Origin of the sequence: Singulisphaera sp. GP187 (assembly GCF_900129635.1) — a bacterium.
GTDB lineage: Bacteria > Planctomycetota > Planctomycetia > Isosphaerales > Isosphaeraceae > Singulisphaera.
In genome coordinates, this window is record NZ_FSRB01000001.1 from 5,511,555 (window position 1) to 5,537,490 (window position 25,936).

Below are 25,936 nucleotides of genomic sequence, written 5' to 3' on the forward strand. Positions count from 1 at the left end.
TCCGCAAGAATTCCGCACGGCCCCGCCCGACGATGGCCGAAGCCTCGGTTCGAGGAGTAAGGAATATGGCCTTCCGCTGGCTCCGACGCCTCTCCCCGGTCCGGGACGAGTCGATCGGAGTGGCCATCCTGCTCGTCCTGGTGAGCGCCGGGTTGGTCTGGGTGAGCCTCCATCCGGCCCCACCGACTCAGGGGGACGAGTACGACGAGGTCCCCGCGAATTCGGGCACCATCGTACGTTCCGAGGTGATTCATCTGTGGCTGCCTGAATCGATCAGGGAATTGGCGAGTCCCCAGTCCTCAGTCGTACGGGACCCATCCGACTTGCGGCGCTATCTCGAACGTCGGAATCTGCAAGATCTCCGGTACGCGGTGACGATTCGAGGGCATCAGCCCAACGGCGACTATTATGACATCCACTTCATCCGTCACCCTTGTGAGTCCCCCGTTCATTTTCAGGAGCTCCTGAACATCCTGGCCGACGTCAGCCGAGCGCCGGGCCACGAGAAGGCCGCGAACTTCCCCGGTGCGTCGACTCACGACATTTCCGAAGCGGTCCTCAGTCGCGAGCCGTCGGAGATCATTGCCGAACTCGACCGGATCCGGGGCGGGCGCCGGTAATGGTCCCGTTGCAAGGCGTCACTCACGCCAGGCAGATCCGTGAGGAGGCCCGGTAGGTTCGGTGGCGATGGAGATTTCGGTCTAAGGCCTCGGCCGTACGGGCAGGCTCCGGCCTCCTCGTTCGACGTCGGTGGGAGAGGCTCCGCGCCGCAGGCTGCCTGGCGATCGCAAGCCCACTTTTTTCGCCGGCATCCTCGGCTGCGAAGGCGGATTGCGGCCAATTCTCTCGGGGACAACAAGAGGCGATGCCAAGTCATGAACCGAACTCCACAAGCCGATCACTCTTGACATGCAACCGTTTGGTTGCATAATGAGGCGAGGTCGTAGGCGTGGACTCCGTGTTCAAGGCACTCGCCGATTGTTGCTCGACCGTTTGCACGCGGAGGCCGGGCAAACACTGGGGCAACTTTGCCAACACCTGGATCTTTGTGCCCTGGCCGGCCTCAAGCGAACGCGGGAAGGTGGAACTGATGGCTGATTCACGATTTGTGTATGTTACCTACATTCGCACGACACCGGAAAAACTGTGGCGGGCGCTCCTCGACCCTGAATTCACGCGCCAATACTGGTTCGAGACATGGCACGAATCCGAGTGGAATCCTGGCGCAGCGTGGCGGTTGATGATTCCCGACGGGCGAGTTGGCCACAGTGGCGAAGTCCTCGAAGTCGAGTCCCAGCGGCGACTGGTCCTGTCGTGGCGTGCGGAGTTCAATCCCGAGCTGCGTGCCGAAGGCGATTCACGCGTCACCTTTGAACTCGAGCCGCAGGGCGAGTCGGTCAAGCTCACCGTCGTCCACGAGATTGACCAACCCGATTCGAAGCTTGTCAAAACCCTGTCGAACGGATGGCCGCATCTGTTGGCCAGCCTCAAGAGCCTCCTTGAAACAGGCGAATCGCTTGTCGAAACCCGCCGTTGGCCCAAAGGGCTTTGAGAATCGGGGGGGCGAGGCCAACACGACATCCCCATCTCGTCAACAGCCTCACTGGGGGGCGGTCCGACCCCGCAAGGTGCATCCGCAGATCACGAAGCGGTGCCGGGTCGTCATGTTCTGTTGAAATTCTCTTGTGAGCCATACAAAATGTCACATGCACAGTCGAAGATCCGGGTCGCCATCGTCTTTCATAGCGGCTATGGCCATACGGCCAAGCAGGCCCAGGCTGTTGCTGCGGGTGCTGCAGCCGTTGCGGGCGTCGAATCACAGTTGATCCCTGTCGAGGGCGGCGACACGACCTGGGAGGATTTGGAGGGGGCGGACGCTATCATCTTTGGTGCACCGACCTACATGGGCGGACCTTCGGCGCAGTTTAAAGCCTTTCAGGATGCGACCTCGAACAAGGTTATGGCCGCGGGCTTCAAGTGGAAGGACAAGATCGCGGCGGGATTCAGCAACTCAGGATCCCGCTCCGGGGACAAGTTGGCCACCCTGATCCAGATCGCATTGTTCGCCGCCCAACACGGAATGCACTGGGTTAACCTGGGCCTGCCGCCTGCCAATAATTCGTCGATGGGCTCGGAAACCGACCTGAACCGGCTCGGGTTTTTCCTGGGCGCGGGGGCGCAGTCGAATATCGATCAAGGACCTGATGTCGCGCCGCCTGAAGCGGATCTGGCAACCGCACGTCACCTGGGAGAGCGAGTGGCTCAGGTGACGCGACAACTTGTCAGGGGCAAGGCCGAATAAGTTGTGCCTCATCGGCATTGATTAGTGGTCGTGTCTGTATTTTCTTTGTTTTTTGATGGGTGACCGCCGTGATGCAGAAGGCCGCCGGGGCACCCAGGGTTTGCATATCATTCAACGACCCGATCCTGGGCTAGGAAGCCTCTCGCGACTCGTTCCCACGGTCCCCCGTGGGAATGCAGCTGGGACGCTCTGCGTCCTCGGCTTTCGAGGGCCAGACGACGCAGAGCGTCGGGGACGGCATTCCCACGGAGGACCGTGGGAACGAGGGTAATTCTTAGCTCTATGGCGGGTCGTTGATATCATTCAATGTAGAGAAAGGCCAGGGCCACCTGCTTAGGAGGGGTCCCCCCGCGGGGGCGCGAACGGGGGGACGTGGGCCTTGGCCAGGTGGTCGTCGACCCCTTCGGCTTTGCGGTAGAACCGAACGAGGGAGTCGGGTTCGCGGGCGAGTCGTCGCCGTTCGCTCAGCCAGTGGAGCAGCTCGGCATGGGCTTTGGGCTCGGTTTCGGCCAGCAGGGACTCGGCGGCCGAGGCGCCGGCGAACGTGCCGTGGGGAACCGGGACGAGCTGGCAGAGGCTCTCCCCCTTGGCGAACTCGACGGTGCCGGGCTCGATCAGCTTCCAGTTCATGGTGAACGTGTAGTTGAGCCACCAGGTCTCGATCACCCCTTCCAATGGGGCGCAGTTCGGTTTCCAGCGGTTGCCCGGGCCCTTGACGTAGAGGTCCCAGCCGGGCGAGGTCCGGAACAGCCAAGGGAGCGAGAACGTGACGATCCCGAGCCCGAACTGGCTCTTGATCGCGACCTGATAAGGGGGCTCGACTTCGACCCGGAGGCCCGACGACTCGGGGGAGCCGTTCCAGGTTACCCGGACGTCGGTCGGGCAGAGGACCTGCCAGCCCCACTGGTTGGCCATGACCATGGGCAGGCACTGGTACGAATAGGGGCGTCCGTCCATCCAGTGCCGACGCGCCGGGGAGGGGCGGAGCCGCCAACCATCGAGCCAGCTTCCGTCCTTGATCTTGAGAGCCTTCAACTCCAAGGGGCCGGGGTCGCGGGCCTGGTTTTGGTTCGCCTCCGCGAGTTGGCGCTCGAGCGTGGCCACGCGTTCCTCCAGCTCACGGCAGCGCGGGCACGTCGGAGAAGCGGACGTGGCGTCGTCGGGCTCAGTCTCGGAACTCATGGGGGCAGCCCTCGAACGCGAACCACGGGATAAACCCGAAGGGAGACTCCTCGAGGCGAAGATAGTCGCTCAGGGAACCCGCATCAATCCCAACGCGCGGGCCGGGGACCGGCCGGGTAGGCTGGGGTTGTCAGGGGGGCGCCGTCCTGTTCTGATTTTGGCGAACGGCCGCCAGGGGAGCGATGGTCTCGGCCTTGGTTCGAGGATCGCCGGAGCGGCTCCCCGACAACTCAATCGAAGGAACAGCGTCATGTCGACACGCGTGCGATGGTTGGGGCATTCGTGCCTGTTGTTCGAGAGCGATGGGCGGCACGTCTTGGTCGACCCGTTCCTGACCGGCAACCCCAAGGCGGCGGACGCGGCGGACACGGTCCCGGCCGACCTGATCTTGGTCTCGCACGGCCATGGCGACCACATTGGCGATGCCGTGGCGATTGCCAAGCGGACCGGAGCGCCGGTCGTGACCAACTACGAGATTGGGGAATGGCTCAAGGAGCCCGATCGCGGACTCATCGACGTGCACGGCATGCAGCACGGCGGCGGTCGCCTGTTCGAGGGGATTGCCCGGGTGAAGCTGACCATCGCCTTCCACGGCTCGGTCTTGCCCGACGGCACCTATGGTGGCAATCCGGCCGGGTTCCTGATCACCTTCCCCGACGGCACCAAGGTCTACGACGCGGCGGATACGGCCCTGTTCAGCGACATGCGACTGATCGGTGAAGAGGGGATCGACCTGGCGATCTTGCCGATCGGCGACTATTACACGATGGGCCCGGACGACGCGCTTCGGGCCGTGACGATGATCGCCCCGAAATCGGTCCTGCCAATCCATTTCAATACGTTTGATGCGATCGCGCAGGACGGTAAGGCGTGGGCCGATCGGGTGCGCCGGGAGACTCAGGCCGAGCCGGTCGAGATCGAGCCCGGCCAGTGGTTCGACATTACGCGCAGGCCTGGCTGAGGCGAGGGAGGCCGGCCTGCGCGAAGTGGCTGCCGTTCGCTCAGACGTCGATCACCACTGGATCGAGCCGACGAGCTTGTTGTTGATGATGATCGCTCCGGTGGGGACGACCGTGCCGTCGGCGATCGTCGAGTTGGCGACGTAGGCGCGGGCACCGATCGACGCGCCTGCGCCGATCGTCGAGCGGTCGAGCACCGCCCCCGCTCCGATGATCACGTTGCCACCGATGCTGACCTTGGCTCCGGGCCCACCCAGGATCACTGAGCGGTCCCCCGCTTGCACGCCGTCGTAGATCGTGATTCCGCTGCCGGTGCTGGCCACGTTACTCCCCAACGGGGAGTTAATCACGACGTAATCACCGGACGTGAATGTCGAGCCGAAGACGAACGGCTGCCCTTGGTCGGCCCGAATCGAGTTGCCGATCCCGAGACTATGCGCGACGATGGCGGCCTGCTGATGGAAGACCACTTCGCCGGTGACCCGAGCGCGGAAGTTCGAGATCAGGCCGGGTTGCTGCTGTCCCAGGGGAGCCTGGAACGTCGGGCCGGTCGGGCTGGTGGGCTCGAAGCTGGGACCGTTCGCGGAACCAGGCTCGTTGCCCGCCCCTTCGACGGCGGAGAGGTTGCCGTTGAAGACCCCTTTTCTGGCCGGCGTGAAGATATTGGTGGTTCCGGTTGAGGAATCGCCCTGGAAGAGCGCGGCGTAGCCGGCGGCCAGTGCCGTGTTGTTCGCGAGGTTCTTGGACAGATCCGAGGCCTCGGTCGCGGTGATCGGGGCGACTTTGCCGAGAGCGGGGTCGGAGGCCTCGGCGTTGGTCGTGACGTTCGCGCCCGGCAGGACGTAGATACCCGCGGGGACGGTCACGCCTGGCCCGACCCGAGCCAACGTCCCCACAATCGCGCCCGGCTCGATCGTGGCGGAGTCGATCAGTGCGTTCGCTCCGATCCCGGTCGGCTTGCTCTGGGCGCCGAAGGCGCCGATCTGGCTCGGCCCGATGACCGTGGCGCCGAAGCCGACCGACACGAAGTTGCCGATCAGGATCGAGGTCGTCGGGTTCTTGGCACGGGTTGGATTGCTCTGGATCGTGGCGCCGTCGAGGATGCTCGAACCGGTGCCGATCTTGATGAACCCGGAGGTCGAGTTCAGCTTCGCATAAGGACCGATGAACGTCTTGTTGCCGACGATGACGTGCCGGCCGTTGACGATCCCGACCGTCGGGTCGATGAACGAGGCCACCTTGGTGGCGCCGAAGGGGAGGACCGGTGTGTTGGGCCGGACCGCCGGGACGCCGAGAGGACGAAGGTAAGGATGTCGATTATCCACCGGCGGGATCGTGCTCAAAAGGAGCCGTCCCTCCATGGACTCGCTCTGAGGGCGAAAAGCTACGTTCCGTCGCCGGCCTGATCGATCCATCATGTCACCAGTCGGTTATAAGTAAAGAGGCGACCCTTCACTGCACTCGGATGAGGAGTAAAGAAGGGTCGGTCGACCGCGATCCTGCGATCCGGAAAACCCTCGCGTTCCGATTCGAGGGGCCAAGTCGAACGCCCGACTGCGAATTCACTGAGGGGATGGCCGGTGACGAGCAGTCCACCGCCTGCGATTTCGGTCGAGCGACGTGCTTTCTTTCGACCGGATTCCTCGGTGGAATTGAATGCGAACCGCGCGATTCACGCTCAGGATCCGCCCCTTGGTGTCGATGCCGCCGGTCTCGCGGATCGCGACGATTTCGGCGGTTCCTTGGATCCGTTCGATCAGGCCGACAGCCCTTTGGCCCGAGCCAGTTGTTCATAGAGCGCGGCGAACCGCGCGATCATCGTGTCGGCGCGGAACTCCGCGTCCACGCGAGCGCGGCCCTCGGCCCCGAGTCGCCGGGCCAGGTCGGGGTCGCGGAGCACCGTTCGGATCGCCTGCGCCAGGGCGGGCGGGTCGCTCATCGGCACGAGCAGGCCGGTCCGGCCGTTCTCGACCACTTCGGTCGTCCCAGGCGCGGCGGTGGCGACGACCGGCTTGGCGAATCGCATCGCCTCGAGCACGACGTTGGGCAGACCCTCGTACAGGCTGGGCAAGACGAGCAAGTCGGCGGCGGCGAGCAGCCGCGGGACGTCGTTGCGGTGGCCCAGGAAATGGATCGCGTGGTCGTGCCGGTAGGCGATTGCCATCTCCTCGAGCTGGGAGCGAAGCGGGCCGTCGCCGACGATCAAGGTTCGCAACTCGGGCATGCCGTAGTGGAGCAGGTCGTGCGCGGCGATCAGGTCGGCGACCCCTTTCTGGGGGGCCAGCCGGCCGGCGAACAGAATCAAGGGGGCGTCGCCGGCGATGCCGAGCTCCGCGCGAACCGCGGCCGGGTCAACCGCCGGAGGATCCTCATCGGCGATGCCTGATGGGATCATCGCGAGCTTGTCTTCCGGGATTCCGGCCTTCCGGTAGAACTCGACCACCGCGCGTGAGTTCCCCACGACTCGGTCGGTCCAACTCGCCAGGCGGCGATCGATGTTGAGTTGCCCGCGCCCTTTCCAAAGATCGACGGCCATCTCGGCCGTGACCACGACCGGGACCCCTGCCCCCCGCGCCGCGATCCGCCCATAGGTGTTCGCCGCGAAGATCCAGGTCTGCACGACGTCGAACCGCTTGACCTTGAGGAACCGAGTCAACCGCGCCAGGGCCAGCGGATCGAGCTTCATCCGTTTGCCAATCGACGTGACCGGAATCCCGGCCGCGCGGAGCTCGGCCTCGAGCGGCCCCAGCCGGGTCAGCGCCGCGACCTCGACCCGGAACCGGTCGCGCGGCAGCCCCTGGGCCAGAATCGCCATCTGCTTCTCCGCCCCCGAGCGATCGAGCGTCGGTATCAGTTGCAATACGTTGAGCACGCGCAATTTCCTCTTGGAGGGTGGGCATGGCCCACCAGATTCACTTTGTTAATGTTGTGTAAGCATGATTTAGTATTTGTCGTCCGACGGCCCGCGAGTGCCGCCACAAAGAGGATCGGCGAACCTGGCACCGATCATCCGGAGCGGCCCTTCCCGCTTCGATCGACCAGCCTCTGAAACAGGTCAAGATGCTTGCGGGCGACGGCGGCGATCGAGAATTCCTTGGCGACTCGGCGGCGGGCGGCCTGCCCCATCCGGGCGGCCCGATCGAACCCGGCCCACTGGTCGAGGATCGCCCGAGCCAGGGCGGCGGGATCGTCGGGCGGGGCGAGCCGGCCGTGGACCTGGTCCTGGACGAGTTGCTGATTGCCCGGAATCGCCGAGGCGACCAGGGGGATGCCCAGGGCCATTGCTTCCAACAGGGCGATGCTCATCCCTTCCTCGCGTGAGGGGAGGATGAACAGGTCGGACTCGAGGAGTTGGCCCCTCGGGTTGGCGCTCGCCCCGGCCAGCTCGACCGTGCCCGCCAGCCCGAGCCGTTCGATCCGTCCCTCAATTGCGGCTCGCTCCGGTCCTTCGCCGATCAGTGTCAGCGTCGCCCGAGGGTGCGTGGCGCGGACCGAGGGCCAGGCGTCGACCAGGGTATCGAGCCCCTTCTCGGGGGCGAGCCGCCCCACGAAGCGGGCGCGGGGGGCGGACTGCCAGTCGGGCCGCGGCTGCCAAGGGGTGGTGGGAACCGGTACGCCGTTGGGTAAGGCCTGGATCCGTTCGCCGTCGAAGCCGGCTGCGAGCAGCTCATGGGTGATGGCCTGCGAGATCGAGACGATTGCATCGGCTTCACGACAGCGGCGGGCGATCGTCTGCCCGAACCGGCCCCAGGACTGCCAGGCGATGTCGCCGGTTGCCCCGGCCCCTTCGGGTCGGAGGACCACCGGGAACCCGTGCCGCCGCCCCTGCTCGACGGTGACGTAAGCATCATGTTTGAGCATCGATACATAGGCGGCGTCGATTGCGTGTTCCGACAGCCAATGCCCGAGGTTGCGCATGTAGAGCCAGGTCCCGACGAACCGCGCCCGCGACGTCGCCAGCCGGATCACCGTCAAGCGGCCGGCGGGAACGTCGATCTCCTCGCGCTCGGCCCGTCCTGGCGCGTCCGCGGTGAGCACGGTCACGTCGGCCCCTTCGGCGGCCAGGGCCGGGGCGAGGTAGCTCAACACCTTCTCGGCCCCGCCGATGTCGGGAGGATAGCGCCGGGTGATCAGGGCCAGTTTCATCGCCGTCGATCGGAGCTCAAGGGGTGAGAACGCCTACATAAGGGAGGTGACGATAGTCGTCATTGTAGTCGAGGCCGTAGCCGATGACGAAGGCGTCGGGGATGGTGAAGCCGCAGTAATCGGGCTCGAGGTGAACTTCCTGGCGGCCGATCTTGCGGAGCAGGACCGCGGTCCGGACGCTGCGCACCCCGCGCACGCTCATTCGGTCGACGAGGGTCGCCAGAGTGTGGCCGGTGTCGAGAATATCGTCGAGCAGCAGCACGTCGCGGTCGCTGACCTCGGGCAGGAACGCCTCGTTGACGTTCAAGGCCCCGGCGCTGGTCGTGGCCCCCCGATAGCTGCTGGCCTGCAACAGCGCCACGCGGTGGGGCAACTCGATCTGGCGGATCAGGTCGGCGAGGAAGATCAGGCTGCCGGTCAGGACGGCCACAATCGTCAGCGGCTTCCCTTGGTAGTCGGCCTCGATCTGCCGGCCGAGCTCGCGCACCCGGTCCTGAATCTGAGCCTCGGTGATGAGGACGTCCACGGCGCGCGGATTCCTTCTTTTTTTTGCGTTCGGTCATTGAAATTGAGACGGACCACCCGTTGCGACCCCATCATGTCCGATCGCCCGGTCTCTTGCCAAGGGGCCGGGTGATGCGTTGTTCTCGCCGTCGCTCGTTTCCGGGGCGTTCCTGCTTCGCGATGACCGGACCGCCCGAGTCGTCGAGCTCATGCGGCGCGGGTCATTGAGTCCGATAGGGCTTCTTTTCCTTGTAGAGTTGAATCCGCTCCCTGCTTCTTTCCTGGTCCTTGGGGTCGGTGTAGAGCCTGTTCGCCTTTTCCTGCCATTCGACGGCCTTCTCGAAGTCACCAGACTCGGCGTAGGCGGCCGCAAGCGTGTCGAGGTAATCGGCTTCCTTGCCGTCGCTCAGGTCGCAAGCACGGGTGGCGGATTCCACGGCCTTCGCCCCGTCTCGGATCTTCGCGTCGGGACATGTGGCCCACAACCAAGCCCGGGAGTTGTACGCGATTGCGTCTTCGGGGTTGAGTCGGATCGCCTCGTTGTAGTCGGCGATGGCCTTCTCGTAATCCTTTGCGTGGTTCCACACAGTGCCCCGATTGAGGTACGCCCTGGCGGCTTTGGGGTCGAGGTGGATCGCCTGGGTGTAGTCGGCGATGGCCTTTTCCTTGTCCTTCTTGATTTGCCAGACGATCCCCCGACTGAGGTAAGCGAATGCGTCCTGGGGATCGAGGCGAATGCTTTCGTCATAGTCGGCAATCGCCTTGTCGTATTCTTGCTTGTGGTGTAAGGCGATTCCCCGATTGTAGTAAGCAAGGGCACGTTGGGGGTCGAGTCGCATTGCCGCGTTGTAGTCGGCAATGGCCTTGTCATAGTCCTTCTTCTCGCTCCAGGCGTTGCCGCGGTAGATGTAAGCCGACGTGTCCTGAGGATTGAGCCGGATGGCCTCGTTGAAGTCGGCGATCGCCTTGTCGTATTCCTGCTTTTCGAACCAGGCATCGCCCCGATTTTTGTAAGTTGATATGTTCTTGAGATCAAGCTTAATGGCTTCGCTGTAGTCGGTGATGGCCTTGTCGAGATCCTTCTTTTCGCTCCAGGCATAGCCTCGATAAAAGTAAGCCAACGCGTAATTGGGATCGAGTCGGATGACCTCGTTGTAGTCGGCGATGGCCTTGTCTTGGTCGTTCTTTTCGCTCCAGGCATAGCCTCGCTTTAAGTAACCCCAGGGATTTTGGGGATCGAGGCGGATGGCCTCGTTGAAGTCGGCGATGGCCTTGTCGTATTCCTGCTTTTCGATCCAGGCATAGCCCCGATTTGGGTACGTCGACATGTTTTGGGGATCAAGCCGGATGGCCTCGCTGTAGTCGGCGATGGCCTTGTCTTGGTCGTTCTTTTCGCTCCAGGCATAGCCTCGATTAAAGTAAGCCAACGCGTTCTGGGGATCGAGTCGGATCGCCTCGGTGTAGTCGGCGATGGCCTTGTCTTGGTCGTTCTTTTGGCTCCAGGCATAGCCCCGCTTGAAGTAAGCCGAGGACGTTTGGGGATCGAGTCGGATGGCCTCGTTCTCGTCAGCGATGGCCTTGTCGTATTCCTGCTTTTCGCTCCAGGCGTGGCCCCGATTGAGGTACGCCCAGACATTTTCGGGATCGAGTCGGATGGTCTCGTTGTAGTCGGCGATGGCCTTGTCGTGGTCCTCCTTGTCGCCCCAGATCCCGGCGCGATGGAGGTAGGTCCAGGCGTCATTGGGATCGAGTCGGATCGCCTCGGTGTAATCGGCAACGGCTTTATCGAGTTCCTTCTTTTCGCTCCAGGCGTGCCCTCGTTTAAAGTAAACTGATGCCTCCTTGGGATCGAGTCGGATGACCTCGCTGTAGTCGGCGATGGCCTTGTCGTGATCCTTCTTTTGGTCCCATGCGTGGCCCCGATTCAAGTAACTTAATGAATCCATGGGGTCGAGTCGGATGGCCTCGCTGTAGTCGGCGATCGCCTTGTCGAGGTCCGGCTTTTGGGTCCAGGCGTAGCCTCGATTGGCGTACGCCGACGCGTCATTGGGATCGAGTCGGATGGCCTCGTTGAAGTCGGTGATCGCCTTGTCGAAGTCGTTCTTTTGGCTCCAGGCATGGCCCCGATTGACGTATGCCATCGCGTCCTTGGGATCGAGGCGGATGGTCTCGTCGTAGTCGGCGATGGCCTTGTCGTATTCTTCCTTTTCGCTCCAGACATAGCCTCGATTATGGTAAGCCGAGGTATATGCGGGATCGAGTCGGATCGCCTCAGTGTAATCGGCGATGGCCTTGTCGTATTCCTTCCGTTCACTCCAGGCATAGCCGCGATTGAAATAGGCGGAGGCATCGTTGGGGTTGAGTCGGATCGCCTCGTCGTACTCCGCGATGTCATCCTCCCCCGCCGTCAGCAAAACCAGTCCGATGAGGTTGCGCAAGCCAAATTGAATGAGAGGGGGGAATGGGTGGGTGGGCTCCGCCCGATCGCCTTGAGAAGGTTCTTGGTCGGTTGCGGAACGGGTCAGGCTGGCGGTTTGACCGTCGTCGTCCACGACCTGGTTCACAACGCTGAGGATCGTCCCGACCGGGGGCAAGACGTGTCTGGCGCTCGCGGGGTCTTTCGTCTCGGCGTTTGCCAAGCCGACGATGGCGAGCTGAGCGATCCCGATCCAGAGCAGCGAAGTCTTCATGGACGCCTCGCATCGGTAGGAAATTTCTTGAAATGTCCTTGGCGAATATAAAGGATCGCGAGCTTGGAGACCAAAAGGATTCCTGGTCCAAGCGGACTTTCGGATTTCGTGACGGGAGGGTCGCGCTGAGGGGGCCGCTTTCGAAATGAAAACAGGAGTGCCCCACCGATCCGTCTCATCCGCGTGGGCGGATGAGTCAGGTCGGCGGGGCACTCCTGCATGTCTTCGAGAGTTCAGGCGAAGGGCGTCGTGTCGGCTTTCGCCGGTGAGTCGCGGACGACTCGGGAGCGATGGGTCAGGTCAAGCGGGGCAGAGCTTCGACGACCGTCGCAGTCCCCGGGCGCGAACCAGGCCGAAGCCGGCCAGGGCCGACCAGACGAGGACCGACATTGGCTCGGGGATGTTCACCGATCCGTGGTCGGGCGGGGGGGGGACGGGGTCCGGCGTCTTGGCGAGGGCGGTGAGGGTCCTGCCACTGAGCGATCCCGGACTGGTAATTTCCAGGGCCGGCGGCGTGCTCAGGGCGTCGTTGATGTTCAGCGAAAAATGGAGCAGGTTGTTGGCCGCGAGGCCGCCGTTGAAGAAGACGAGGCCGAACTTCTGGTCGGTCGCGTCCTGGGGATTGTTGTTGAGGGCGACCACGAGGTGGTCCTTGTCGAAGCCGAACGAGTCGGATTCGATCGTGAGCGGGCTCCCCTGCGAGCCGTCCGGCAGCGTGGGAGGCACGATTCCGCCCGCCGGAACCACCTTCGCTTCAAGCTGAGGAAGCGACACACCCGAATTGACGTGGTTAACATCCGGTCCAGGATCAGGAAGACCTCCGGGGATCGTCAGCGAATAGGTCGCCGTCTTTGTTGAATTAATTCCGTCGGCCTGGACCGAAGTGGGCCGAACGGCCATGGTCAGGACGACCGTGAACACGGCCTGAATGGTGAGGCATCGCCGCATCACGACAAGGTTCCTCCCTGAACGGAGACTACTATCCTAGAAAAGGTTGCGCTAATCCCGGACCCATCGTTCACGCCAACCGGCCGGGCCGGAGGGGAACGGATGACCTCCCGTGCCTTCGATGCCAATCGTTGTGTTCCACACAACGCCGACCAGGCGGCTTGGAAGGGGGATCAATGACCCGAGATCCCTGGCCATTCTTGAAGGAAGATCCAGGTTGCGAACACACACGACTGACTTTGGGATCCGGAGACCAACGGGCGGATTGTGTTTCTAATCCGCAAATCGGTCAAGATCGGTTTCTTGGGTTTCATTCCCCTCGGGAACCCAACCTCTTTCGCCGACACTTGAAACGTTTTCGACGTATTTTGTGAGTGACGACTCCGTCACGCGTGTTTCGGCCGCGCCGAAGCGCGAAAGCATGGGGCCGGGTGGCCGCCGGGAACCGGAACCGTCGAGGACGTTTCTCAGCCAACCCAGCGCAGGCCATGATCTTTTGGTTCTTCCCAAATCGTGAGCGGAATGATCGAATAGAATCAGGACGCTGAGCGTCTGTTCTCGCAGGTGAGCGAAATGCCCAAGGCGGTCACCGGCGTGTTGACGCCCGATGAGATTTTGATTGATCGGACCCGTCGAGGGGATCGCTCCGCCTGCGAGGAGCTCTTCTTTCGACACCGTGGGGTGGCCTACAGCGTGGCCTACCGCTTGCTAGGACATGAACAAGATGCCCAGGACGCGGTTCAAGATGGTTTTCTGAAGGCGGTTACGCATCTGCAAGCGTTCGACGGACGAAGCACGTTCCGAACCTGGCTCGTCAAAATCGTTCATAACGCGGCCCTCGACCTGGGACGAAAACGGAAGCGACGGCCGACCCTGAACCTGGTCGATGAGGAAAACCAGGGGACCGATCCCGCCTGCAACCACGACCCGGCCCAGGGCTTGCACCAACAAGACCTCCATCGCCTCCTCACCGCGGCCCTCGACCGACTGTCTCCCGCGATCCGATCCACCTTCGTGCTGTTCGCCGACGCTGGTTTGAGCTATAAAGAAATTGCCGAAGTGCAGGAAATCCCGATCGGAACGGTCATGAGCCGCCTGCACCATGCCCGAAACAAACTGCAGTCGTATCTGAACCTCGACGCAATTGATGGGAACGACATCTAGAAGGGAATTCAAACCCCGAGAATGAGAACGGAACGCATTAAAACTCTACGGTCCGCAATCAATTCGGGGAGGTGTGCCATGCGTTGTGCGGATGTGATTCACGAACTGGCGGCGCCGACCGGGGGCCTCGAGCAGGCGGTCCTGTCCGAACACCTTGAGAACTGCCCGAGTTGTGCGCGCTGGGTGGAGCGGAATGCCCGTCTCGGCCAGATCTGGGACGCGACCCGTGCCCCTGAGCTGTCGGCGGTCGCCTGGGATCGGATCTGGGCGAATGTGTCCGAGTCGCTCGACCAGCCGCGGGTGACGGTCCCGGCCCCGTCGGCTCCGGTAATTTTCCGCTCTTGGCGTCGCTCGGCGGTGGTCGTCTTCGCGCTGGCCCAGGCCGCCGCGATCCTGGCCGGGCTCGGGCTTGCCTGGCACCACGCACCGTCACCGTTACGATCTCCGACGCCTTCGCAACCTCGGTCGGTGGCGGTCGCCCCGACTCCGGTTGTTCCTGTCTCTGTCCCTGCTCCTGATCCCGGGACCGATCCCGCCCTGGTCGCGGCCCTGGATGTCAGCGACATGGTTTTCAACCTCCCGTCGACCGGGACCTCAGTGATCTCGCTCGACGACAAGACCTTGCGCAACCTGGCCTTGAATGGGAATCCGTACGAGGTGGATCCCTTGTTTAATGGGTTCAACGACCTGGAATCGCAGGCGGGATTGCAATGACGATCCGGGCGCGACCCGGGCCGAGGGCCCGTGTGGGAGCGGTCGCTTGGGTTCTGGCCGCCTTGGTGTTCCTCCCCGGGAATGAGGCTCGGCCTCAGGATAGCCAGTCTGCGCGCCAGGTGACGGTGTTCGGGATCGTGGCGGTGCCCAACAAGAACATGATCGACCCCAAGCTCAAGGCGATTGCGCCTCAGCTTCGCCGGCTGCTCCCCAATCACGGCTTCAAGCTGCTCGATGTGCAGAGCAAGCGGCTCACGGCAGGCCAGACCGTCAGTTGCGACCTCGGCGGCGGGGCGGCGGCCGCGACCACCCTGATGATGCCGCTCGACGACAACGGCAAGGTTCAGCTCCGCTGCGAGATCCTCCAAAACGAGGTCCCCCAGGTGGGCACCCTGGTGTCGACCCCTCCCAACCAACTCTTCTTCTGCGACAAGGCACGGCCCGACGGCTCGCGCATTTTGATCGGCATCGGCGCTCGCTAAGCCGGGTTCACGCGCCGAGCTTCTCGCGTCCGAAGACGCTGAGGAACGCCGTTGCCGAGAAGCGTCGTCGCCTTGCAAAACGGCCTTAGATCGTTAAAATAGGGCTCTTTTGGTCGACGGACTCACGTTTGCGGGGTTGAACGACCAACGGACTGTTTGCGCCGGGCTCTCCCCCTTTGTAGAGAGTCAGAAAGTGATCGTCGGTCTTGTAGGGTGGGCACAGCCCACCAGGCTTTCGCCTTCTTGTTCGTTGGGTATGGTGAGCTGTGCCCCCCCTACGGGAACTCCGGACACGTGGTCGGAGTCGGGATTCTGACTCGTGATGGCTGCACGCAAAACCCTTATTGGCTTGATGTCCAAGTCTTCCTGGCTCAATTCCTCGCATTAGAAATGGGAGAGTTTCCTCTGATGGCTGACGCCACCACCAACCGTCACTTGAGCGCGACCGTGCTTTTGAGCAAGGGGTTGACCCCCGGCAAGCTCCGCGGACTTCAGCGGATCAGCAACCCGAACGGGACGCTGACGATGCTGGCGCTCGACCAGAACAGCTCGATGATCGAGATGGCGCAGAAAGCGCTCAAGGGCAAGGGGCAGGATCGCGAGCCCACTTACGAAGAAGTCGTCGAGGCCAAGCTCGACCTGGCCCGGCAGATGTCGCCGGCCGCCTCGGGCGTCCTGATCGACGCCTACTACGGCGCCTTCTCGGCGATCGCGACCGAGTCGATCCCCCCGCACAAGGGATTGCTGGTCCGGGTTGAGAAGTCGGGCAGCCCCAAGAACAAGGCCGGAGGCCCGATGGGCGAATACGAGCCGGGCTTGAGCGTCGAGAAGATCAAGCTGATGGGGGCCGACGCCGTCAAGCTGCTCGCTCCGTTTGAGCCGACCGAGGTGATCTCGGCGGAACACAACCTCGCGTTCATCGAGCAGGTTGCCGACGACTGCCGACGCCACGACATCCTCTTCTTGCTCGAACCGGTCGCGTTCCCGATCCACGGCGAGAAGAAGACGGACAAGAGCTTCCTCGACCGCAAGGCCGCGACGACCATCGAGTCGGCCCGGCAGCTCAGCCGGTACTGCGACGTCTACAAGGCCGAGTTCCCCGGCACCCTCGGCCACGGCTCCGACAGCCAGTTGACGGACAACCTGCACGCCCTCTCCGAAGCGAGCGAGCGCCCCTGGGTGCTCCTGTCGGCGGGTGTCGACTATCCTGACTACCTCAAGCAGGTCAAGATGGCGATGGAGTGCGGCTGCTCGGGCGTCCTCGGCGGTCGTGCCTTCTGGAAGGAATACTTCGTCCAGGAAGGCGACGAGGCCCGCAGCAAGTTCGCGGCCACGATCGGCCTGAAGCGGGTTGCCGACGTCGACGCGGTCGTCCGCGAGCACGGTACCCCTTGGTTCGCCAAGTACGGCTGGAGCAAGGACGACCTGGCGTCGATCCGGGCCAGCGAAGGTTGGCACTTCCGCTTCGCCCCCCATGCCAAGGCGGCCGGCGGAACCGGTGGCCACGTCGTTCGCGCGGGCGAGGTCTATTGATTCCAGGCACGAAACCGACGTGCTGATCGAGACAAAGGCCCTTCCCTCCCATCGCGGGGGGGAAGGGCCTTTTTTCGTTTTCTTGCGTCGTCATCATACCCGCGATCGACCTTCGGGGTGCCGACACCCTATGAGTGGCCGGGGGCCCGGATTCGGCCCCCCACCCTCCGGCTCGCTCGGACTTGGACTTGGGACGCTCATCAGCGTCCGGTCATGCCCTTTCGTTCGGTCTGGCTGCGGCCCGGGATCTTCATTCCGGGGCCGATCCGCGGCGTCTTCGGCCTCTTATCCTTGGTCTCGCCCGCGGGGCCGGGCCGGATGCCGGTCTTGATGTTAACGAACTCCACGGCGCTCATGGGCCTGATAAATTCCGACTCGCCTGTTAGGCGGTTGTACTTGATCGCCTGGCTGAGCCCGCCCGAGGCTGGCTGCCCGATCGTGTCCTGGCGGAGTACGGCCACCGGGCGGCCCCCCTCGGCGTAAGCGTAGAACAGGCCTTTCTGCGAGTCATAGGTAATGACGTCGGCCTTGATCGTCTCGTTGCGGGTCTTGGCCTGGGCCTCGTTCACGGCGATGAGGTTGTTCTTAGCCGCGCTCGACTTCCCGGGGGTCGGGGTGCTGCTCACATTCAATTGCTGCGAGTTCAACACGACGAAGTCTTCCGGGGGCCGGTCGAAGTCGATCAGGGTGTTCTCGTTGGCGACGGTGGCGTGGAGCGTCTGGACGTCGCCCAAGAAGGTCGCCCACCGCGTCTCGGTCGTGTCTTCGTCCTTGCCGGCGACGTAGCGACCGGTCATCTCGTCGTCGAAGGTGATCACGGTCGCCTTCAACGGCAGGAGCGCCAGCTTGGCCCGTCCGGCCGCGGCTCCCCCCTTCGCAGTGGCGGGGGCGGGGGGAATTTGGCTGGCGTTGTGGCCGATGACGGGCGGGGTCCGTCTTAACGGGACCGGGGCAGCCGGGTTGCTCGCCGGCTTGATGGAACGCCGGGCCGTTGTGCCCGGATCGGCCGGGGCCGGCGTGGGAGCCGCCAGCGGGTTGTCGGCTCCGTCCTCGCGGTTCCAGAGCGCAACCTTCCCCTTGCCCGGCACGTGGAAGTTACCCGTGAGCTTGTCATAAGTCACGCGGGCTCCTTCGATCCGCTGCTTCTGGAGCAAGACGCGCGTGTCAGGGTCGATCTTCCGACTCTCGACCACGACGTTCTCGAAGCAGTCGAGCAGGGAGATCTGCGGCCTCGGTTCCGGTTCTTCGCCTGGCGCGGCCTCTTTGGACACACCCTTCGGTCGGACGAGCGAGACCTGCCGATCCATGTAAACGTCCATTCGTTTCTTGCAGGCGAGCTGGGCGTCATCCATGACCGCGCGGACGTCGTCATGGAACTGGACGAGGGCGACGGGGGTTCCCCGGAGGAACACGTTCTCGGGTCGGCCGACGAACTTCATGCTCGACTTCCAGGAGATCCTCATCGGACGCTTATTGGCTTCGACGCTGGCCTTTGCTTTGTCTTTGTCTTTCTCCTTAGTGTTGGACTCAGCGATTGCAACGGCGTGGTCCTTGGCGTCGGGTGCGCCTTCGCCGAGTCCCTTGTCGGTCAGCAGGCCGCGCGGGGCCATCTGGGTGAGTGTGCCCGCGCCTTCGACCCAGGCGTGGTCGGCGGCCTGGTCCAGTCCGATCCGCGGTCCGGTGATCGTCATTTCTTCGGTGGCGACCCGGGCATGGGGCGCCATGGCTTTTTCGGGCGTGGTGGCCTTGGCCGAGTCGATCAGGTTCTCGACCACGAACATCATCTTGCCGTCGCCCTGGTTGTGGACGTCAAGCGCCTCGCCCGTCACGTCGGTGCCTTGCGTTTTGCCGGTGTCGGGGTCCTGATGGAAGGCGACGCCGCCGCGGAGCAAGACCTTTTGGATCTCGCCACGTGTGTTCCCGGGAGCGCTGGATTCGGCACCGGTCGGAGTCGGATCCGCGTTCGGGGTGGTGCGGATCAAGGCCCAGACCCGATCCGCCGAGACGGTCACCCCCGGTTCGGCCGGTTTGGCCTTGGGCGTGGTGGCGGGTTCGGCCTTTTCTCCGGTGGCGGGCGGCGCAGCGGGATCCGGGGCCGGAGTGGGAGCCGCCTTGGCCTTTTCGGGCGTGCCAGGCGCGGCTCCGGCGGCCGGCTTGGCGGGGGCCGGAGACTCGAAGAGGGCGTCGAGCTCATTGCGGGCGTTCATCACCTTGCCCGGCGAGATCAGGTGGACGTTCCCCAGCGCTCTCAGCTTCTCGATCTGGAACGAATCGGACGCCGCCCCAGGCGCGGCCGGGGCCGGCTTGCCGGATTTGGCTTCGGCGGCCAGCACCGCTGCGGTCTTCGGCTTGGGTGTGAGCCAGACGACGATTTCCTTCTCGGCGTCGAGGCTGGCTTGCGCCACGTCAATGAACTCGGGTTTGCCGGTCAGGGTCACCTTCTTGGTCGGTCGGTTGCTGCCATCGAATTCGGTCCGCATGACCAGGTGGTCTTGCCAGATCGCCTTGCGCTCAACCGGCTTGTCCCGACTCGGGCGGGTCTCGAGCAGCCCAGGGCCACGGGCCACGATCGTGGCGTTTTGGCTCCCCTTGCCGTCTTCGAAGATCGTCGCGTCGATCGTCCTGATCGTGGTGACCGTCCCGACCTTTCCCTTGTTGGGGCCGGAGTCGGCGGTCTCCACCTTCTCCACCCAGAGCTTGGTCTTGCTGTCACCCCGGAGGTAGGTCTCGTCGGCCTGCTCGGGAGCGAGCTTCTTGTGGATCAGCTCGTTGCAGCGTGCCGTGATCCCCTGCCCCGGCGACTGGAGCCAGACGGCGTGGCCGGTCGCCAGCGCTTCGCGGAGGGCCATCTCGGTGCCCGCGCCGGTGGCGGCGGGGGCCGGTTCGGCGGTCTCGGCTGGTTCGAAGGAGCTGTTCGACGCGGGTTTCGGAGTCGGCAACGCTTTAGGCTTTGGAACCATCGTCAGGCGGAGCGCATCGCAGTCCAACTGGTCGGGCTTCGGGCCGACCTGGCCAGGGAGGACCGGTTTGCCGCGGATCACGATGACATCGCGTGCGAAGTAGATCAAGGTCGGCAACGGAGGCGCGGGGGGACCGACCTCGACGGCTTTCCGCGGCTTCGGCAACTCGACCCGCATTTCCCCGGCGCAACGGAGGTCGAGCGGGGTGGGCGCCTCCTGGCCCTGGCCCTCCCCCTGCCCCGGTTCCCGCGGTTGGGTGGAGACGGCCGCCGGTCCCGATCCGGCCTCAGCCTCGGCCTTGCCGGGGAGGATTCCCGTGCGGCCCACGTCATTGAGGACGATATGCACGTTCTTTCGGATGTAAGCCGTCTTCGCGTCGAAGCCGCCGGCGGTGCTGGACGGAGCGCTCTCGTCTTTGGGACGGAGCTGGATCAAGAGGTCGAAGCCGGTGATCCGCATGTCGCGATCCTGGATCACGATGTCGGAGACGCTCTTGATCTGCAAGCTGGGCTCGTCGAACTCGACGTAGGGCATCGGGCCGATCACCAGGTCGTCGATCGTCGAGCGCGGAGTGCCCTTGTCGTCGCGGAGCTGGACGTTCCCTTCCATCCGGGCGTGGACCACCTTCATCGCCGTCCCTGACTTGTTCGCCACGCCCAACGGCTGGTCGAGGTCCACAATCGCTTCGTCGCTGGACGCCGTCTTGAGGGCCTGGCCATCGCGTGACTTCATCACGATCGCGAACGGCCGCAATCGCAACTGCTTGCCGCCGTTGAGCCGTTCGTACTCCTTGGCGTACATCCAGTAACCACGCTCGTGGTTGTAGTACCGTACCGGGAGCGCAGGGTCGCCGCTCCAGTGCTTGGGGCCGAACGCGCGTGCCGCCGTTTTGGTGGCCTCTTGCTGAGTCGTTGACTCCCGACGCTGCCAGGGAGTCGCCCGCGAGGCGTCCGGACCGACCCCCGCGGCGATGATCGCGAAGATCCGGACGTAGCCAGCGTAGGCCGCCAGCAAGACGCCGAAAGTCGTCACGACCTGAAGTGCTTTCTTGAACACAGCAATATCCGTTGTTCGGAACGACCGATCGGCAGAACGGGCGTCTCGCGACCGCCCCATCGCGTCAGGCCGGCACCTGGTAGCGGGCCACGAGCCCGTCCCAGACCCCCTGGTGTTTCAAGATGACTTCGACGATCTCGCGGATCGCCCCCCGACCTCCGTGCACCTGGGTCACGAAGTGGGCGGCCTCACGGACCTCGGCGGCGGCGTCCGCGGGGCAGGCGGCGAGCCCGACCGCCCGCAGCACGGGCAGGTCAGGCAGGTCGTCACCCACGTAGCAGACCTGTTCGGCGGCGAGGCCCAGCTCGGCGATCAACCTACGGAACGGCTCCCCCTTTTGGGACGCGCCTTGGATCACCGGCGCGATTCCGAGTTCGGCCGCCCGGCGGTTGACGGCGGGAGCCCACCGCCCTGACAGGATGGCGGAGCGCTTGCCCGCCTTGTGCCAGAGGTCGAAGGCGCTCCCGTCACGGACGTGGAAGTGCTTGGTCTCGACCCCGTGGTCGTCGATCGCGATGACGCCGTCGGTGAGCACACCGTCGACGTCCACCAGGAGCAATTCGACCGGTCCACACCGCGCGGCCAGGTCGAGGGAAGACTGCATTCGGTTCATTCCTCCGGCTCGGCGGGGACCAGGTCGATCACGTCGGTCAGGTCGATCAAGCCGACGAGCCGGCCGCCGCGATCGACGACCGGCAGCTCGCTGATCTTCCGGGCTTTGAGCGCTTCCACCGCATCGGCGATCGTCGCGCCAACCTCGACCTTGACCGGGTTGGCCGTCATCACCTCGCCGATCGGCCGGTCGAGCTCGGACTCGCGCCGTTTCTCGAACAACCGGGCCAGGTCACTATCGGTGAAGATACCAAGCAACTTCTGGTCCGCTCCCTCGATCAAAATCGCCCCCGAACGGCGTCGTGGTCCGGCTAAACGGACAAAAACCGCACGAACGGTCTCGTCGGGTCGCGCCCGGCGGATCTGGGCGCCGGTCCGCATCACTTCCTCGACATGGCAAAGCTTGCGTCCCAGGCTTCCCCCGGGGTGGTAGAGCGCGAAGTCCTCGGCCCGGAAGTCGCGCATCTTGCTGACCAAGAGCGCCAGGGCATCGCCAACCGCCATGAGCGCCGTGGTGCTGGCCGAGGGGGCCAGGCCGAGCGGGCAGGCTTCCTGGACGGGGCCCAAGGCAACGCAGAGGTCGGCCGCTTGGCCGAGCGAGCTTGCCACCCCTTCGGTGATCGCGACCAGGTGCGCCCCGAGTCGCCGAAGCGCCGGGACGAGCCGGAGCAACTCGTACGTTTCGCCACTCTGCGAGAGCGCGATCACGATGTCGCCGGCCCGGATCCGTCCGAGGTCGCCGTGGACGGCTTCAGCCGGGTGGAGCGGAAAAGCCCGCGTGCCCGTCGAGGCCAAAGTCGCCGCCAGCTTCTGGCCGACCAGCCCCGCCTTGCCCATCCCGGTGACGATCACGCTCCCCGGGCAGCGATAAACCAGGTCGGCCGCCCTCGCGATCGAGACGCCGAGCCGTTCACGCACCCGCTCGAGCGCATGCGCTTCAACCCGAAGGACTTCGCGTGCGAACGCAAGTCCTTCGGCTTCAGTCATTTGGGTCAGAGACACATCCGTGATCATGGCCATCGTTGGGCCTCCTTGCCCTGCGTCAGTTGACGCCAAACCTGACGGCACCGGCCTACGGATTATAGGGGATCGCACCATAGCCCATCCCCCCAGTCTCGTCAACGCAGGCCCTGTCAACTTCCCGACACCACGTCCGTGGGATCAAATCGCCCCATTATAGTTTCTCGGCAATCCTTGACTGGGACGTTTGGGGAAAGCGGGGTGCCAGTTCTTGAATGTTCTGAATAGTCCTGATGTGCCGGGCGGGGCATGAAGCCGCTACCCCTTGTTCATGTTACGACCGGTTCGGGTTTGGTCCTGAGCCTTGCTACCCGCGACAAATCGGTGGAAACCGGGCCAACTCTTCAACCGGGACACCTTCGCGAGGCCGAACGCCTCGGTGAATCACACTCCTTATCGAGGAGACCAGCGGGGAATCTGAGCTCCCTGTCCTCTGGGATTCTTTCTTTGCTGAGGCGAGCGAGAAATAGGTTCGGGCCGGTCACGCTCGACGTCGGCGGGCCGTCGGGCGTATGCGACCGGCCGTTCCGGGACGGGCCGTGATGGTTATATTCCAGTTTTGGATTTAACGTCGTTGCCTGAAGGGAATCCGCCTCCTTGGTTGGGCGGCTGAATCCACTGAGGCTCTTGGTCCAACCTGCTGAGGTCGGATTTGCCGGCCTATGAGGACGGAGCGGTTGCGTCAACCCCTTGTTGGTGCGATCCGCGTGCGGTATATTCCAAAAATGGAAATAATGCTCGCGGCTGATCGGCGGTCGAGAGCTCTGCCAGTGATTTTCCGAAGGTCAGCGGACCTTGAGGATGCCACACTCATGTTTGCGAATCGCGCGAAACCGAAGCTTCGGGCGTCGAGCACGCTCGACCGTAGGCGGGCTGGCCGGATCTGGCCGTGCCTCGCCCTGCCCTGCTGTCTCGGCCTTTGGCTTGGCTTGTCCCAAGCGACGGGGGCGGAGGTGTTGCCGTTCCAGGAGCGGTTCGACGGCTCGGGGCCGGGCGCGGGGTGGGAGACGGTGATCGGTTCCGCGGGGACGATCGAGGTGAAGGAGGGCTGGGCGACGTTCGTCGCGCCGGCCGGCGGCCGCTCGCACATCCAGAGGCCGGCGGGGGCGGATTTGATTTCCGTCTCCGGCAAGCTGGCGCGGTGGGCGTCGATCTACATCGTCTGGGATGCCGACAACTGGTGTGGGGTCGGCAAGCTTTCGCCGACGCCGTTCGGCCGGTTCTATAGCATCGACGTCGCGAATGGGAAAGGGACCGAGGTCGACCACCGCGGGGTCGACTTCAACACGCGGCACGCGATGAGGATTCGGCTTGGCAGCGACCACGTCGCGTTCCAGTACGAGCTCGACGGCAAGTGGGTCGACCTCAGAACAATCGAGCGGCCTAACGGGTTTTCCGGGGCACCGACGCTAGTCGCGGCCGGCAAAGCCTACGGCGTGGACGACAAGCCGTTCGCCACTGAAGGCGCCCACAACACGATCGGTGACGAGAAACAGAGTGGCGCGATCGACGAGGTGGGCATCGAGCCGACGCCGACTTCAGAGTGGAAACTCACCGAGGCCCAGCTCAAGGCCGTGCGCCAGCCACCGGACGAGCCGGTAAACGCGCTGCTCAGGCAGGGGAAGGACGACCCGACCTACGAGCAGATCGTCGGTTACTACCCGCCGTTCCGCTCGCCGCGCGAGATCGTCGGCGTGGCGGGGCATGTGCAGGAGATCGGAGTCGACTGGCTCGGCCGGCTCGACACTAGCCCGTGGACACCGCCCAAGGCCTGGTTTCTGGTGGGCGACTCCGCCGTCGAATTCGGCCAGCTTGGCGTGCCGTTTCAGCGCCGTCTGTTGCATGGCTACCTGCCACTCGTCACGCTCAGCCGCGTGATCGACGGTGTCGAGCACGAGCTCACGGTCTTTGGCTGGTCCGAAGGGTTCCGCGTCGATCAGGATACGTTCGCCTATGCACGCATGACCGCGCGTGTTGTGGACAAGCAGGCCCGGTTGCCCAAGCGAGTCACGCTCGCCTGGGGCGACGGCAACAAGCATCGAACGATGGCGATGGCCGAGCGCGACGGCCGTGCCGAGTGCTTCCTCAAGCTCAAGTGGCCTGAACCTACCTCGGCCCGTGCCATCGAAGCGACCGAGTTCGCCGCCAAGTTCCAGGCGACGGCGACTCTGTGGCAGCAGAAGCTTGCCCCTGCCACGCGGTTCGACGTGCCGGACCGGCGGGTGATGGAAGCGTACCGCGCCTGGATCGCGTACTCGATGCTCAATGCCGACACCATCAACGGCCACCTCGAGCCGCACGACGGCGCCGGGTTTTATGACTCGATGTTCGGCAACAGCGTGACGCTTCAGGCGATCGCCATGGACCAGTACGGCCTCCATGACTACGCGGCGAAGATCCTCGACATGCAGTGCCACTTCCAGCAAGCCGACGGGCTCTATGTCCAGGACTGCGGCCTGGTTGATGCCGGTGGATTCATCGCGGGTCTCGCGAAGCACTACGAGTTGACCGGCGACCGCGACTGGCTCCAACGCGTCGCGCCGAACCTTGTGAAGCAGTGCGACTGGATTCTCCGCGAACGGCAGGCCGCCCCGAAGGACGGTCTGGTTCGTGGCCTGATCAAGTTCCGGCCCTACAACGATTATCAAGGAAAGGTTTATAACTACCTCGGCAACGCCTGGTGCGCTCAAGGCATGGCGCTCGCCGCCGCGGCGCTCAAGGACCTCGGCGCTCCCGAAGCCGGCAAGCTCGCCGCCGAGTCTGAGTTGTACCGCAACGATATTCTCGACTCCATGCAGGCGGCGGCGTTCTCGCGCGACGGCCTGACGCTCTTGCCGATGGAGCCCGACACGCACCGGCTGCTCAAACTCAGCAAGTACCGCGGCGGCGACTACTGGGGCCTGATCGCCAGCCCCCTGCTCGGCACCGACCTGCTCGCGCCTGACGACCCGCGGACCGCCTGGATCGTCGACCTCATCGAACAGCGCGGGGGCCTGATCGCTGGCGTCTCCGAGTTCCAGGACGGCATCGACCACGCCTATACGTTCGGCTACCTCAATCACACCCTGAAACGGGACGAGGTCCGCAAGACCTTGCTCGGCTTCTGGTCGTTCATGGCGTTCGGGATGACCCGCGACACATACTCGCCTGTAGAAGTTTCAATGATTAAAACCGGCGAGAACCACTATACGTTGCCGCACCTCTACTCCTGCACCGAGCAGCTCCGCCTGTTGCGGAACCTGCTACTTCGCGAGGAGAGCAGCACCAAGCCCGAGAAGAACGTACTCTGGCTCGGCCAAGGAATCCCACGCGCCTGGCTCGAGCCCGGCAAACACGTCGCCGTCACCGCCGCGCCCACCACCTACGGCGATCTGAGCTACCGGATCGACGCCAACGCCGACGGCACCTTCCGCGTTCACCTCGACCCCCCGACCCGTCATGCTCCAGCGGAGCTCAAACTCCGCCTCCGTCACCCGTCTGGCCGCCCGATCGCCTCCGCGAAGGCGACCCCGTCGACCCCTCTGGAGATTTGCGAGGAAACGATCACTCTCAAAGATGTGAAGAACCCCGTCGATCTTCTCATCCAATTCCGGGAGAACTAAGTTCAAGTTTCGCACTTCTCCCAAATGTCAAATTCCGACTTGTAGATTCAATAGGGCTCCAA

The 25,936-nt window shown here is 64.0% G+C and carries 19 protein-coding genes; 9 read left to right on the plus strand and 10 right to left on the minus strand.

Translation table 11 applies throughout. From position 1 onward, the window contains the following. Positions 1–65 precede the first annotated feature (65 nt). The 3 genes from BUS42_RS21540 to BUS42_RS21550 all read left to right on the plus strand — a co-directional run bounded on the left by BUS42_RS21540 (position 66) and on the right by BUS42_RS21550 (position 2,302). Complete coding sequence (locus BUS42_RS21540) at positions 66–620, plus strand: hypothetical protein (RefSeq protein ID WP_074309587.1); 555 nt, start codon at positions 66–68, stop codon at positions 618–620. A gap of 470 nt (positions 621–1,090) precedes the next feature. After that, the gene (locus tag BUS42_RS21545; protein WP_074311324.1) at positions 1,091–1,552 is read left to right on the plus strand and encodes an SRPBCC family protein; all 462 of its coding nucleotides are present in this window, start codon (positions 1,091–1,093) and stop codon (positions 1,550–1,552) included. 147 nt (positions 1,553–1,699) lie between these two features. Further along, positions 1,700–2,302 (plus strand): flavodoxin family protein, encoded by a 603-nt coding sequence (locus tag BUS42_RS21550; RefSeq protein WP_074309589.1) that lies wholly within the window; start codon positions 1,700–1,702, stop codon positions 2,300–2,302. A 333-nt stretch (positions 2,303–2,635) separates the two neighbouring features. Here the strand turns inward: BUS42_RS21550 and BUS42_RS21555 are convergent, their stop codons facing one another. After that, positions 2,636–3,484: a DUF6065 family protein gene (locus tag BUS42_RS21555; RefSeq protein ID WP_074309591.1), complete on the minus strand. Its 849-nt coding sequence runs from the start codon at positions 3,482–3,484 to the stop codon at positions 2,636–2,638. Between the two features lie 250 nt (positions 3,485–3,734). On the opposite strand from BUS42_RS21555, the gene BUS42_RS21560 reads away from it, so the two are divergent. After that, positions 3,735–4,445, plus strand: a complete 711-nt coding sequence (locus tag BUS42_RS21560; RefSeq protein ID WP_074309593.1) for a metal-dependent hydrolase — start codon at positions 3,735–3,737, stop codon at positions 4,443–4,445. Positions 4,446–4,496: 51 nt separating this feature from the next. Here the strand turns inward: BUS42_RS21560 and BUS42_RS21565 are convergent, their stop codons facing one another. From BUS42_RS21565 to BUS42_RS21590, 6 genes are all read right to left on the minus strand, one after another. After that, positions 4,497–5,804, minus strand: coding sequence for an LbetaH domain-containing protein (locus tag BUS42_RS21565; protein WP_074309595.1), 1,308 nt, complete (start codon positions 5,802–5,804; stop codon positions 4,497–4,499). 395 nt (positions 5,805–6,199) lie between these two features. After that, the gene (locus BUS42_RS21570; RefSeq protein WP_074309597.1) at positions 6,200–7,315 is read right to left on the minus strand and encodes a glycosyltransferase; all 1,116 of its coding nucleotides are present in this window, start codon (positions 7,313–7,315) and stop codon (positions 6,200–6,202) included. Between the two features lie 134 nt (positions 7,316–7,449). Continuing rightward, positions 7,450–8,589 (minus strand): glycosyltransferase family 4 protein, encoded by a 1,140-nt coding sequence (locus BUS42_RS21575; protein ID WP_074309599.1) that lies wholly within the window; start codon positions 8,587–8,589, stop codon positions 7,450–7,452. Between the two features lie 16 nt (positions 8,590–8,605). Then, positions 8,606–9,115 (minus strand): hypoxanthine phosphoribosyltransferase, encoded by a 510-nt coding sequence (gene hpt / locus BUS42_RS21580; protein WP_074309601.1) that lies wholly within the window; start codon positions 9,113–9,115, stop codon positions 8,606–8,608. Between the two features lie 199 nt (positions 9,116–9,314). Further along, complete coding sequence (locus tag BUS42_RS21585; protein WP_074309603.1) at positions 9,315–11,783, minus strand: tetratricopeptide repeat protein; 2,469 nt, start codon at positions 11,781–11,783, stop codon at positions 9,315–9,317. Between the two features lie 300 nt (positions 11,784–12,083). Continuing rightward, positions 12,084–12,731 (minus strand): hypothetical protein, encoded by a 648-nt coding sequence (locus tag BUS42_RS21590; protein ID WP_074309606.1) that lies wholly within the window; start codon positions 12,729–12,731, stop codon positions 12,084–12,086. A gap of 573 nt (positions 12,732–13,304) precedes the next feature. On the opposite strand from BUS42_RS21590, the gene BUS42_RS21595 reads away from it, so the two are divergent. The 4 genes from BUS42_RS21595 (at position 13,305) to BUS42_RS21610 (ending at position 16,624) form a co-directional block, all read left to right on the plus strand. Continuing rightward, positions 13,305–13,895: an RNA polymerase sigma factor gene (locus BUS42_RS21595; protein WP_074309607.1), complete on the plus strand. Its 591-nt coding sequence runs from the start codon at positions 13,305–13,307 to the stop codon at positions 13,893–13,895. Between the two features lie 78 nt (positions 13,896–13,973). Beyond that, entirely contained in the window at positions 13,974–14,609 is a 636-nt protein-coding gene (locus tag BUS42_RS21600) for a hypothetical protein (RefSeq protein ID WP_074309609.1), read from the plus strand. Next, a complete protein-coding gene (locus tag BUS42_RS21605) occupies positions 14,606–15,091 on the plus strand; it encodes a hypothetical protein (RefSeq protein WP_074309611.1) in 486 nt (161 codons plus the stop codon). Before BUS42_RS21600 ends, BUS42_RS21605 begins: the two co-directional genes overlap by 4 nt. 408 nt (positions 15,092–15,499) lie before the next feature. Further along, positions 15,500–16,624: a tagatose 1,6-diphosphate aldolase gene (locus tag BUS42_RS21610; protein ID WP_173878250.1), complete on the plus strand. Its 1,125-nt coding sequence runs from the start codon at positions 15,500–15,502 to the stop codon at positions 16,622–16,624. A gap of 200 nt (positions 16,625–16,824) precedes the next feature. Here the strand turns inward: BUS42_RS21610 and BUS42_RS21615 are convergent, their stop codons facing one another. The 3 genes from BUS42_RS21615 to BUS42_RS21625 all read right to left on the minus strand — a co-directional run bounded on the left by BUS42_RS21615 (position 16,825) and on the right by BUS42_RS21625 (position 22,272). Next, on the minus strand, positions 16,825–20,640 hold the full coding sequence (locus BUS42_RS21615; RefSeq protein WP_074309612.1) for a hypothetical protein: 3,816 nt from the start codon (positions 20,638–20,640) through the stop codon (positions 16,825–16,827). A gap of 64 nt (positions 20,641–20,704) precedes the next feature. After that, positions 20,705–21,244 carry a KdsC family phosphatase gene (locus BUS42_RS21620; RefSeq protein ID WP_074309614.1) on the minus strand — a complete coding sequence of 180 codons (540 nt, stop codon included), beginning with the start codon at positions 21,242–21,244 and terminating at the stop codon, positions 20,705–20,707. 5 nt (positions 21,245–21,249) lie between these two features. Next, positions 21,250–22,272: a KpsF/GutQ family sugar-phosphate isomerase gene (locus BUS42_RS21625; RefSeq protein WP_074309615.1), complete on the minus strand. Its 1,023-nt coding sequence runs from the start codon at positions 22,270–22,272 to the stop codon at positions 21,250–21,252. An 812-nt stretch (positions 22,273–23,084) separates the two neighbouring features. Here BUS42_RS21625 and BUS42_RS21630 point away from each other — a divergent pair. Then, positions 23,085–25,874: a glucosidase family protein gene (locus tag BUS42_RS21630; protein ID WP_074309617.1), complete on the plus strand. Its 2,790-nt coding sequence runs from the start codon at positions 23,085–23,087 to the stop codon at positions 25,872–25,874. Positions 25,875–25,936: the final 62 nt, after the last annotated feature.